Annotated in this window: 13 protein-coding genes and 1 pseudogene; 12 read left to right on the plus strand and 2 right to left on the minus strand. The window is 35.2% G+C overall.

Going from position 1 to position 12574, the window contains the following annotated elements:
* The 11 genes and pseudogenes from BMW29_RS13910 to BMW29_RS00055 all read left to right on the plus strand — a co-directional run.
* Positions 1–826: hypothetical protein (locus BMW29_RS13910; RefSeq protein ID WP_177165608.1), on the plus strand; the 826-nt coding region annotated here is incomplete at its 5' end.
* Between the two features lie 292 nt (positions 827–1118).
* Positions 1119–2042, plus strand: a complete 924-nt coding sequence (gene rihC, locus BMW29_RS00010; RefSeq protein WP_092649663.1) for a ribonucleoside hydrolase RihC — start codon at positions 1119–1121, stop codon at positions 2040–2042.
* 14 nt (positions 2043–2056) lie between these two features.
* Positions 2057–3430, plus strand: coding sequence for a C4-dicarboxylate transporter DcuC (dcuC, locus tag BMW29_RS00015; RefSeq protein ID WP_092649172.1), 1374 nt, complete (start codon positions 2057–2059; stop codon positions 3428–3430).
* A gap of 32 nt (positions 3431–3462) precedes the next feature.
* Complete coding sequence (locus tag BMW29_RS00020) at positions 3463–3951, plus strand: hypothetical protein (protein ID WP_143047314.1); 489 nt, start codon at positions 3463–3465, stop codon at positions 3949–3951.
* Between the two features lie 16 nt (positions 3952–3967).
* Positions 3968–4879 carry a ribokinase gene (gene rbsK / locus BMW29_RS00025; protein ID WP_092649174.1) on the plus strand — a complete coding sequence of 304 codons (912 nt, stop codon included), beginning with the start codon at positions 3968–3970 and terminating at the stop codon, positions 4877–4879.
* Between the two features lie 209 nt (positions 4880–5088).
* Positions 5089–5631: a helix-turn-helix domain-containing protein gene (locus BMW29_RS00030; protein WP_092649175.1), complete on the plus strand. Its 543-nt coding sequence runs from the start codon at positions 5089–5091 to the stop codon at positions 5629–5631.
* A 21-nt stretch (positions 5632–5652) separates the two neighbouring features.
* On the plus strand, positions 5653–6744 hold the full coding sequence (locus BMW29_RS00035) for an ABC transporter ATP-binding protein (protein ID WP_092649176.1): 1092 nt from the start codon (positions 5653–5655) through the stop codon (positions 6742–6744).
* Between the two features lie 11 nt (positions 6745–6755).
* Entirely contained in the window at positions 6756–7574 is an 819-nt protein-coding gene (locus BMW29_RS00040; RefSeq protein WP_092649177.1) for an ABC transporter permease, read from the plus strand.
* Positions 7571–8404 carry an ABC transporter permease gene (locus BMW29_RS00045; protein WP_092649178.1) on the plus strand — a complete coding sequence of 278 codons (834 nt, stop codon included), beginning with the start codon at positions 7571–7573 and terminating at the stop codon, positions 8402–8404. Before BMW29_RS00040 ends, BMW29_RS00045 begins: the two co-directional genes overlap by 4 nt.
* Positions 8401–9474: an ABC transporter substrate-binding protein gene (locus BMW29_RS00050; protein WP_092649179.1), complete on the plus strand. Its 1074-nt coding sequence runs from the start codon at positions 8401–8403 to the stop codon at positions 9472–9474. The genes BMW29_RS00045 and BMW29_RS00050 overlap by 4 nt, the downstream gene beginning before the upstream one ends.
* A 15-nt stretch (positions 9475–9489) precedes the next feature.
* A pseudogene (locus BMW29_RS00055) lies at positions 9490–9835 on the plus strand (hypothetical protein); the annotation flags it as partial.
* 182 nt (positions 9836–10017) lie between these two features.
* Here BMW29_RS00055 and BMW29_RS00060 read toward each other — a convergent pair.
* Positions 10018–10341 (minus strand): ArsR/SmtB family transcription factor, encoded by a 324-nt coding sequence (locus BMW29_RS00060; RefSeq protein WP_218139618.1) that lies wholly within the window; start codon positions 10339–10341, stop codon positions 10018–10020.
* Positions 10342–10524: 183 nt separating this feature from the next.
* Between BMW29_RS00060 and BMW29_RS00065 the strand changes: the two genes are divergently transcribed.
* Positions 10525–11319, plus strand: coding sequence for an SDR family NAD(P)-dependent oxidoreductase (locus BMW29_RS00065; protein WP_092649180.1), 795 nt, complete (start codon positions 10525–10527; stop codon positions 11317–11319).
* A gap of 613 nt (positions 11320–11932) precedes the next feature.
* Here the strand turns inward: BMW29_RS00065 and BMW29_RS00070 are convergent.
* On the minus strand, positions 11933–12367 hold the full coding sequence (locus BMW29_RS00070; protein ID WP_092649181.1) for an RrF2 family transcriptional regulator: 435 nt from the start codon (positions 12365–12367) through the stop codon (positions 11933–11935).
* Positions 12368–12574: the final 207 nt, after the last annotated feature.

Consider the following 12574-nt stretch of genomic DNA (forward strand, 5'->3'; position numbering starts at 1 on the left):
AGCTCCAAATTATGACCCAGCCAAAGATGCAAGCTTAATAACCTATCCAACAACCGGAACTATTACTGGATTCAACGGTTTAACAGATATAGATAAATATATTCATATCGTTTCAGTGGATCGTGCCACTAATGTGAGTAGTGTGAAAACAATTCAAGTAAGAGATCTTGTTCAAAAGTTCAGAATCACAGAAAAATATCAATATCAAGATGCTGATGGGAATTTTCATGATTTACAAGCGCCAAAAACAGTTGAAGTGAATCGGGAAACAAATTATAGTCAGCTAGCTCCAGCACAAGCAGACAATTGGGAGATTGTTTCTTATATGGTGGATAATGGCAGTGAAATCAAACAAGATACTGCAACTATTAACAATGTAACAGACCATCATACAGTCACCTTTATTTATAAAAAAGCGGTTTCGACAGTGCATGTAAGACAAGTTATTTTAACCGCAGAGCCATCACTAGTTGAGCCAAGCTCAGGTTATATTGATTTTCTTCAGCAGGATACGCTGATGCATACTAAAGCTAATTCAGGAACAAAAGAGGATTTAGCATTTACACCAATCAAGTTGGAGATGCTTACAGGCTACTACACCTATCAAATCAGTCCGATTATTCCGGAATATTATCAATATAAGGGCTACCTAGTAACAGATAATTCTCATACAACAGGTGTAACAGTAGAGGATGGAACACTTCCTGTTTTAGATTTTAAAGTGAAGAAAGAATATTGGGTGACTATTTATTTAGAACCAATCACTACAACACCAAAACCTTATAGTTGGATATATCAAGCAGGAAAATTTGGACAGATACAATAAAATATAGCCATTTTATCTTTTATTTTAATTGAAGATAAGGTGGCTTGTTTTATGACTAGTGATATTTTAAGAAGTGATATATGGCGTGTCCTAATGATAAAATTGCTGGATTTCCCCTCATTTTATGAAACCCCTTACAAAAAGTTGTTGACAGGCATTTTTATTGATGATAGAGTAAACGTGTAAAAGTTAAGAAAACGCAGTGGTATCTTTCTTCTCTTTTATTATTTTTACCTTTTAAGTAAAACGTTTTACCTATAAATTAAAAATTTGAGGGGGTTGGATTGGAATGATGAGTAAAAGAGCCGTAATAATTGATACAGATCCAGGGATTGATGATGCAGTAGCACTTGCGATTGCCTTATATTCAGAGGCATTAGATGTTCGCTTATTAACAACGGTAGCTGGTAATGTGAGCTGTGATAAGGTCACAAATAACTTATTGAAATTGTTAGCATTCTTTAAAAAAGAGATACCTGTTGCAAAAGGGGCAGCACGCCCTTTGTTAAGAGAAGCGATTGATGCCAGTGATGTTCATGGTTTATCAGGAATGGAAGGTTACGATTTTCCTGAGGCTAGCAATCATTTATTACTTGAAGAACATGCAGTAGAAGCGATGTACCGTGTCATTATGGAAGCAACATCCAAAATCACATTGGTTGGGATTGGTCCTTTAACCAACTTTGCATTGTTATTAAGAATTCATCCAGAGGTTGCAGAGAAAATTGATGAAATCGTGATTATGGGTGGCGCAATAGCAGGTGGTAATAAAGGAGTAACCTCTGAATTTAATATTGCAGTAGATCCAGAAGCTGCAAAAATTGTGTTTGAAAGTGGTATTAAGATTGCTATGGCTGGGTTAGATGTTGGGCTGAAAGCTTTGGTTTTCCCAGAGGATAGCGAAAAAATTAAGTTAATGAATCCTGTTGGAGATATGATGTATCATCTCTTTAAAAAATATCGCGGCGGTTCATTTGCTACTGGGCTTAAAATGTATGATAGCTGCGCCATGGCTTATTTATTAAAACCTGAGATGTTTGAATTGGTGGATACTTATGTGGCTGTTGAAACGACGGGTGCATTAACTTCTGGCACAACTTTGGTTGATTTTAAAGGGTACTTAGGGCAAGCCGCGAATACAAAGGTTTGTGTGGATATTGATGAAGCGGTCTTTAAATCTTGGTTTTTAGCTGCCATTGAAAATTGTAAAGAATAGGGAGGTATTTCTAAATGGTTGAGTCGTTATTAGTGTTAGTTGTATTGGGTATTGTTGGCTATTTTATTATTAAAAATTATAATCCTGCTTTGATTTTAATTAGTGGTGCTTTAATTTTATTAGTGGCATCTGTTGTGATGGGACATGCGTTATATCCAGCAGGTGAAGGTACGGGTATTGCATTTTTTGATATTTTCTTGAAATTAAAAGATACGATTATTGGGCAGTTAAGTTCTGCTGGTTTGGTCATTATGATTTTATTTGGTTACTCAGGTTATATGAATGCGATTGGCGCAAACCAAAAAGCAGTTAATTTCTTAGTAAAACCAATGACAAAAATTAAATCTAAACATCTTTTTGTACCAATTGTTTTCTTATTAGGAAACCTAATGTCATTAGTGGTACCTAGTGCGTCTAGTTTAGCGATTATTTTGATGGCTATTTTATATCCTTTATTACAAGGGATTGGGATTTCTTCATTAACGGCAGCAGGTGTGATTGCGATGACTGCAACAATTATGCCAACACCTTTAGGTGCGGATAATGTGATTGCAGCAGAGACCTTAAATTATGATGTATTGGATTATGTTTTATGGCATGCAAGAGTTTCGATTCCAGTGCTATTAATTTTAGCAGTGGTGCATTATTTCTGGCAAAAATACTGTGACCGTAAAGAGGGCGCAGCAGCTTTTGTTCAAGTAGATGAGAAAAAACTAGCAGCTAAAGAAGAGATTCAAGTTCCTTCATATTACGCAATTTTACCATTGTTACCTTTAATTTTAATTGTGGTGGTTGGTATTATCGGGATGTTCCAAGCGGATATTAAAATGGATATTTTCGTGTTAACCTTTATTTCCTTCTTTATCTCTCTTATTATTGAGTCACTAAGAAGAAAATCTTTCAAAATGGCACATGAAACGTCTACTGAAATGTTCAAAGGTATGGGACAAGGCTTTAGCCAAGTTGTAATGTTAGTTGTGGGTGGTTCATTATTTACAACTGCGATTCAACAATTGGGTGTGATTGATATGCTGATGTCTAGTGTTGAAAATTCGCAATCAGCAGGTGTTTTAACAACCTTAATCTTTAGTGGCGCAACCGCCTTGTTTGGTGTCTTAAGTGGTGGAGGACTTGCCATGTTCTATGCGGTGATTGAATTGATTCCAAATATTGCTGAGCGTGCAGGGATTGATGGGATTTTAATTGCCTTACCAATGCAAATGATTGCCAACTTAGCGAGAACGATTTCACCAGTTGCTGCAGTTGTGATGATTGTTTCTTCTTCAATTGGAGTTAGCCCAATGAAACTATTGAAACGTACCAGTGTACCAACGATTATTGGGATTATTCTAGTTGTTGTCTTGTCACTCATTATTTTACCTTACTAATGATGGAAGCTTATCAATTTGAGCATGCCTCAATGAGAGATTATTATACTTTGTCTCAATTGTTGGCTGATGCAAAAGCAAAAATGACGTCGCTTGGAATTATCCAGTGGAATGAACACTATCCAAATGGTAATGTAATAGAACAGGATATTATGGAGGGAAAGCTTTGGGTGCTACGTTCACTTGATGATGAGGTGCTTTGTATGGGCACCTTGACACATGAACCGCTTGAGCAAGGCGCAGCAATAAATCCTCATCAAATTTATTTGAAAAGGGTTATTACTGCTTCCAATAGTGGGATAAAAGGCTTAGGTAGTTTATTTCTGAAGCATTGTTTCTTACAGCTAGAGCCACAAATTACTACCATTTATTCTTGTACCAATCATACAAATTTTTTAATGAGAAAGTTATTGGAAAAAGAACAATTTGTTAAAATAGGTGAACATCAATTAGCTGGCCGAGAAGCGATGGGATCATTTTATATTTATGAAAGAAAATTAAATACAGATTTTTTGTTTTAGAAAGAAGGGATGTCCTGTGAAAAAATTGATTGTCTTAGGTAGCTTAAATTTAGATTTGGTGATGACAACAAGCAAGTTACCAAATATTGGAGAAACGATTCTGGGTGAAGATATTCAATATATGTTAGGTGGGAAAGGTGCTAATCAGGCTGTCGCAGCTTCACGTATTGGGCAAGATGTGACTTTGTTAGGTGGTTTAGGCGATGATACCTTTGGTGAAAAAATTCGTAAGCATTTAGCAGAAGAAAATCTTGATCTCACCCATGTGAAGACCTTTAACAATATGTTTACAGGAATCGCAAGTATTTTCAAACTCCCAACTGACAATAGTATTGTTGTGATTCCGGGAGCCAATCATTTAGTTGATACACAGTATCTGACAGAGGTTCAGTCAGTGATTCAGAAGGGAAATGTTTTATTGAGTCAATTGGAAATACCTTTAGAGACTGTGAAAGAGGGGATGGCATTTGCGAAAGAGCAACAGATGTTGACCATTTTGAATCCAGCGCCTTATCATGAGGGTGTGAAGGAGATCATGCCTTTTGTCGATATTGTGACACCAAATGAAACAGAATTTGAAGGCTTATGTGGCCAATCTTGGTCAACTGTTGCTGAATTAGAGCAGGAGATGCTGGCTTGGAGTGAAGCGAATCAAACCCAGCTGATTGTGACAAGAGGAGAGCATGGCACTTCTTATACCAATCATGGGAAAGTGATTCATTTACCAGCGATTCAAGTGAAGGTTGTAGATACAACTGGAGCAGGAGACACATTTAATGGGATTTTAGCTTATGAGCTAAGCCAAGGGATGTCAATGGATGATGCAGTTCGCAGAGCAAGTATTGGTGCATCATTGTCAGTACAAGCTTTTGGGGCGCAAACAGGGATGCCTACTAAAGCTGTTTTAGATCAAACAGATTGTGCTTAAAATAGAAGAGAAGAAAGAAGCTGAGACGGTGTGAATCAGCTTCTTTTTTGCTGTGAAAAAATTTTGCTTTTTTAGTGAAAAATGATTGTCAAAAATTAAAAATATCTGTATGATGTAGAAGTTGCTAGTAAACCTTTAGTTTAGTATTGGTAAACTATATTGTTTGTAAGTTTAGTAGAAGTAAACTAGAATGCTTAAAGGAGCTTATCATGGAGATTGGTAGTCGGATTAAGAATTTAAGGATACAGAAAAATTTAACCCAAGAAGAGTTGGGCGAACGAACGGATTTAAGTAAAGGGTATATTTCTCAGTTGGAGCGTGATTTAAGCTCTCCTTCAATGGAGACCTTTTTTGATATATTAGAGGTTTTAGGCTGTACACCAAAGGATTTCTTTGATGAGGGTGAGCAGGAGCAGCGCGTGGTTTATCCAAAAGAGGAAATGACGACTTTTTGCGATGAAGAGCGAGGCTATCAAATTGAATGGTTGGTCCCAGAATCAAATGAAAATGAAATGGAGCCAATTATGCTTTATTTAGAAAAAAAAGGAATGTTTAAAGAGTTTGAGCCATCCCTAGCAGAAACCTTTGCTTATGTAATAGAAGGAGCGGTTTGTGTTGAAATTGGGTTGAATCGATACTATGCAAAAGCGGGAGAATCTATTTATTATCACGCCAATGCAGCGCATCAAATCAAAAATAATTTTGATGGGGCGAGTAAATTATTACTGGTTGCCACCAATTCATATTTATAATTTTTTAGGAGGGGGTAAAAAATGCCAAATCAAAGCATTATTACATTTAAGGATGTTGTGAAGGAATACGATGATCAACCAATTTTAAATCATGTTGATTTTGAAATAGAAAAAGGGAAATTTTATACATTATTGGGACCCTCAGGCTGTGGTAAGACCACTATTTTACGCTTAATAGCAGGCTTTACTGATGCAACTTCGGGGGAAATCTATTTAGATGGGAAAAAGGTCAATGATATTCCTGCTAATAAACGCAAGGTCAATACTGTTTTTCAGGATTATGCTTTATTTCCGCATATGAATGTGTTTGACAATGTGGCTTTTGGGCTATCTATTAAAAAAATGGCGCAACAGAAAATTGTTGAGAAAGTCAAAGAAGTATTGAAAATGGTGCAGTTATCAGGCTATGAAAATCGTGAAATTAGTGAAATGTCAGGTGGGCAGCGCCAACGTGTGGCCATTGCGAGAGCCTTAGCAAATGAACCAGAAGTGTTGCTATTAGATGAACCCTTATCAGCATTGGATTTAAAATTGCGAACAGAAATGCAATATGAATTACGTGCCTTGCAACGTCGCTTAGGGATTACCTTTATTTTTGTCACCCATGATCAAGAGGAAGCCTTAGCGATGAGCGATGAAATTTTTGTGATTAATAAGGGGCATATTGTGCAAAGTGGGACACCAGTTGATATTTATGATGAACCAATTAACCGATTTGTTGCTGATTTTATTGGGGAAAGTAATATTGTTAAAGGGAATATGATGGATGATTATCGTGTGAAATTTGTTGGGAAAGAATTTGAATGTGTGGATGCAGGGATGCGTGAAAATGAAGCAGTTGAAATTGTCTTACGACCTGAGGATTTAGAGATTACTGCTGTGGAAAAAGGCAAGCTCAAGGTTAAAGTAGATACCCAGCTTTTCCGTGGGGTACATTATGAAATTGTTTGTTCAGATACAGATCAAAATGAATGGGTGATTCACTCAACTAAAAAAGCAAAAATTGGTGCTGAGGTGGGCTTGTATTTTAATCCTGAGGATATCCATGTGATGCGCTTTAATGAAACTGAGGAAGAATTCGATGCTCGTTTAGAAGCTTATGAAGAAGAATAGGGGGAAATGAAATGACGACAAAAAAATCGAAATTATTTTATTTTATTCCTTATAGCATGTGGATTTTGTTATTTGTGATTGCTCCTATTTTATTGATTATTTATCAATCATTTTTTGATGTCAGTGGCCATTTTACTTTTGCTAATTATCAAACCTATTTTAGTTCTGGGACGTATTTGCAAATGACTATTAGCTCGGTTTGGTATGCTTTTTTGATTACACTATTTACTTTTTTAGTGAGTTATCCAACCGCCTATTTATTAAGTAAGACTAAGCATAAGCAATTATGGTTGCTATTAATTATTTTGCCAACTTGGATTAATTTATTGCTGAAGGCTTATGCATTTATTGGGATTTTCAGCAGTAATGGGAATGTAAATGGCTTTTTAGAATTTATCGGGATTGGCTCAAAGCAGATTTTATTTACGGATGTCAGCTTTTTATTTGTAGCGACTTATATTGAGATTCCATTTATGATTCTACCGATTTTTAATGCTGTAGAGGAAATTAATCCATCTTATATTAGTGCAAGTACAGATTTAGGGGCAAATGCTTGGCAAACTTTTCGTCGAGTGATTTTTCCGCTGACTTTAAATGGCGTGAAAAGTGGGGTTCAAGCAGTCTTTATTCCTTCTTTATCCCTATTTATGTTAACCAGATTAATTGGTGGCAATCGTGTAATTACGCTAGGAACAGCGATTGAGCAGCATTTCTTGGTAACGCAAAACTGGGGGATGGGCTCTACGATTGGTGTGGTGCTGATTGCGGCAATGGTCATCATTATGCTACTGACTGGAGAGAAGAAAAAAAGGGGGCGTAAAATGAAATGAAGAAAACTGGATTGAAATGGTCAAATCTTTATTTGATACTCGTTTTTGCGATTTTGTATATCCCCATTTTTTATTTGATTTATTACTCTTTTAATGAAGGTGGGACCATGAATAGCTTTACTGGCTTTACTTGGGATCACTATAAAGAAGTTTTTTCTGATACGCGCTTATTGGTGATTGTGTTAGATACTTTGTTAGTGGCTTTATTGTCTTCGCTGATTGCTACTTTTATTGGAACAATGGGTGCTTTAGGCATTTATTATACAAAAAAGCGGCCAATGAGAAATGCGTTGTTAAGTGTGAATAATGTGTTAATGGTCTCGCCAGATGTGATTATTGGCGCAAGCTTCCTAGTATTCTTCACTTTTTTAGGGATTGGATTAGGCTTTGGCTCGGTTTTAATGTCACATGTGGCCTTTAGTATTCCCATTGTTGTGTTGATGGTTTTGCCTAAATTGAAGGAAATGAATGATTCCATGATTTCGGCGGCTCACGATTTGGGCGCAAACAATTGGCAAGTCCTCAGTCGTGTGATATTACCTACTATTTTACCAGGTATTTTAGCCGGGTATTTTATGGCCTTCACTTATTCCTTAGATGATTTTGCGGTGACCTTCTTTGTAACAGGGAATGGCTTTAGCACCTTATCCGTTGAGATCTATTCACGTGCAAGACAAGGCGTTAGCTTATCGATTAATGCATTAAGTGCATTGATGTTTGTTTTTGCTTTAACATTGGTTATTGGCTATTACTTTATCATGCAGCATAACATAAATAAAAAGAAAAAACAGCGGAAACTCGCAGAAATTGAGGCGGTGAAGATGCGATGAAAAAATTAGCACCATTGATTATGGGGATTTTATTGATTTGTGGTATTTTATATGGGACAACAACATACATGAACCAGGCGCAAGGCTATACAGTTGGGAATACATTAACCTTATATAATTGGGGCGATTATATAGACCCAGCCTTGATTAAGAAATTTGAAACAGAAACAGGCTATAAAGTCTCTTATGAAACATTTGATTCAAATGAAGCGATGTTTACGAAAATAGAGCAAGGTGGGACCAGCTATGATTTAACCATCCCCAGTGAATATATGATTCAAAAAATGATGGATAAAAACATGCTACTCCCCTTAGATAAAAGTAAAATTGTTGGATTAGAGCATATAAATCCAGCGTTTCTGGATTTAGCTTTTGATCCAGATAACCAGTATTCGATTCCCTACTTTTGGGGTACTGTAGGTATTGTTTATAATGATAAATTTGTAAAAGAAGAAGAGATGCTGCATTGGGATGATTTATGGAATCCAGCCTTGAAAAACAATGTGATGCTAGTCGATGGTGCAAGAGAAGTGATTGGTTTTTCTTTAAATAGTTTAGGGTATTCTTTAAATGATCGAGACCCAAAACATTTAGCAGAAGTAACTGAGAAGCTAGATGCCTTATCGCCTAATGTGAAAGCGATTGTAGCAGATGAAATAAAAATGTATATGGCGCAGGAAGAAAGTGCGGCGGCGGTGACCTTTTCTGGAGAAGCTGCGGAGATGTTAGCAGAGAATGAGCATTTGCATTATGTTGTGCCAGAGGAAGGGTCAAATGTGTGGTTTGATAACTTTGTGATACCAAAAACAGCAAAGAATTTTGATGCAGCTTATGCCTTTATTAATTTTATGTTGCGACCAGAAAATGCAGCTCAGAATGCAGAGTATGTAGGCTATTCAACACCGAATAAAGATGCGTTGCAATATTTGCCAGATGAAGTGACTGCTGATGAGCAATTTTATCCTAGTGAAGAGACCATGGCGCATTTGGAAGTGTATGAGAATTTAGGGCAACAGGCGTTGGAGTTGTATAATGATTTATTTCTTGAGTTTAAAATGTATCGGAATTAATAGCAAAAATTCGGTGAAAATGGTCATTTATTTTATCGTGCAAAGCAATATGATATTCGAAGACGTGAATATCTTAGAACGAATGGAAAATATTGTTTATGTAGAATTGCTTCAAATAGAGTATATGGTAGATGTTGGGAAACTTAGTAATAAAGAGATAGATTTTGTTGCAAGAAAACGAGATGAAACGCTTTATGTTCAAGTCGCCTATGAGTTACCAGATAATAATCATGAAACAGATAATTTATTGAACATCAAGGATAATTATAAGAAGATTGTTGTGACTGGGAGATATCATGAGGTGGAACAAATTGATGGGATATCGATTGTTTATATTGTTGATTGGTTGTTGGGTGAATAGTTTAGGAACTAAGTAATGAAAAATAGTGACATTTGTGATTTTTTATTTTTTTTAAATAAGGCAATCAAATGCTATAGGCTATTAAAACAGCTAGTGACTCGTTAAAAAATAGCAGAATACACTCACTCTATTTAAATAAAAAGGATTAACTTTGGTAAAATCATCAAAGTTTAATCCTTTTTTTACTTCATAATTTGATTTTTTAGTAGTTCGATTAATCCGGGGAAGTGTTGATTCAATCCGTCTATGTTGACTTCGTATTTATATTTATTCCTTTCCTTATGAAGTAAGATAATATCTGCTTCTCTTAATGTTTTTAGATGATGAGACATTGTCGACTTTACTATGGGATAACGTTCTTTTAGTAAACAGCCTCTTTTCTCATCCAATAAACAAAGAACAATATCTAAGCGAATAGGATCGCTTAGTGCTTGGAGAACTTGCAGTAAGTTCATGTCATATTTTTCATCGTTATCAGTATTTATAAAGGTTTTATCAATTTTCATACTGTCATTTTACCATAGAAAAAAAATAATCGATAGACGATTGATTTCATTTTTAAAAGTAGTATACTAAAAGTAGGTTCGATTGAAATCGAACCTGATTAGGAAATAGGGTCTTTGGCTAAAAAAAGAGAGTAATAGACAGAGTTGGCAGGAAGTTACATAAAGAAAGGGAGTAAGAGACGTATGGGACAAATTGATTTCAAAGATAAAGTAATTTGGATAACAGGTGCTTCTTCAGGGCTAGGAGAAGCTATGGCACATGAATTTGCTGATTGTGGAGCGAAAGTCATTTTATCTGGTCGTAAAGAAAAGGAATTAGTAAGAGTACAATCTCAAGTGGCTAATTCAAGTATCTTAATTCTTGATTTATTACAATCAGAAACCTTTGAAAATAAAGTGAATGATGCAATTTCTTTGTACGGTCATGTAGATATCATTGTTCATAATGGTGGAGTAGGACAAAATGCGTTGGCAATAGATACGAAAAAAGAAGTGCAGCATACTATTTTTGATGTGAATTTCTTTAGTACAACAGAATTGACACAATACTTGCTCCCTCATTTTAAAAAAAGAAAAACGGGAAATATCGTTTTAATATCTGGTGTTTTAGGAAAAGTAGCATTACCTGGTCGCTCATCATACTCTGCTTCAAAGGCAGCACTTCATGGTTACTATGACAGTTTAAGAGCTGAGCTGATAGAAGATAACATTGATGTTACCATCCTTATACCAAGCTTTTTAAAGACTGATTTGACAAAAAAATCTTTGAGTTATAATGGAGACCGTTCCAACAAAGAAGCTGAAACTGCTGGTTGTCCAGTTGATAAGGCTGCAAAACAAGTTGCAAATGCAGTTTTTAAGAAAAAATACCAAGCTTTTATTGGGAATAACGATAAGGGGCGGTTATTACTCCTTATTAGTCGATTATTCCCATCATTAGCAATTAGTATGGTTTTGAAACAAGTAAAAAATAATTAGAAATCATGATAGATTTGCTATTTACTATAAAACAAAAAGATTGGAGAGTAAAGTACCTTTTGATATAAGGAAGAGTTACATAGTAAAGCTTTATAGGTTAGAAACGTTCAATCAAAAAAGATATTATTATCGCTACGTTAGTTGGTTGTATTGTGAAACTGAAAAAGAAATAACAATTGAAGTGATTATCTAACCACACTATTTTTAGAGGATTTGCAAGGTGATAAAGTGTTGGAAGATTTGAATTATTGGAAGAAAAATAATGCGACTAATGTAAAATGAATAAAAACTATGAGTTTATGGGGTAGATTTACTTGGTTTTGGTTTTTTACCATTCTACCAAAGAGTATAGGATTATTTTTAAATTAACGATGAAGAGACGATTTTACCAATCTAAGATGTATCAGAATTAATAGCAAAACTCAGTGGAAATGGCTAAAACCAATAAAAATAGGAGAGAGAGTATCTCCATGTTCACTGTCAGTTTTCCAAAATAACAAAAAAAGCGACGAATTTGTCGCTTTTTTTGTTATTTAATTTTTTCTACCAAGAAAGCCGTTATGAAATGTTAAAATGCGGATGGTGTACCAGTTTTTTGTATTGAGCTCGGCTACTATTTCGGTAAAAGATCAGCTAAATAGTATTGTTTTAGTACATCATGCATGCTATTTTCAGCTTCATTTAATACTCTGATACCATTATTTGTAATTTCATCTAGAATTTCAGTCTCATATAGAACCTCTCGATTAAATTTTTTGTGTATACTAAATAAATGATTTTCATTTTCAATAGCTAAAAAAACTTCCATTAGAGTAACCTCATCTATACTCTTATTTAATGCAACACCACCAGTTGGTCCAGCTTTAGAAACTAATAATTGTGCGTTTTTTAATTTAGTAAGCACCTTATTTAGAGTCGGTACAGGTATGTTTAGACCTTTTGACATCACACTGGTTGATAGGTAGCTATATTTCTTCTCTGATGACTTAAAGTGAATGTATAGTAAAATCTCAATTGCTTGAGAAAATGCATGTGAATAAGCACTCATTTTTTTCCTCCTTATCTTATTACAGTCTGTATTTTATCGAAATCTCACAAAATAGCAATTATTGCGTCACGCTTACTTTACCAGTATAGCCAAGTTTTTATTGACAAACAAGATAAAGAGGAGTATCTTTCATACAACAGCTAATTATATACATATTAGATAGATATATATAAAGAGGCGTCAGAAAAAAGTATTCAGTCATATATG

Origin of the sequence: Isobaculum melis, from assembly GCF_900111355.1 — a bacterium.
Classification (GTDB): domain Bacteria; phylum Bacillota; class Bacilli; order Lactobacillales; family Carnobacteriaceae; genus Isobaculum; species Isobaculum melis.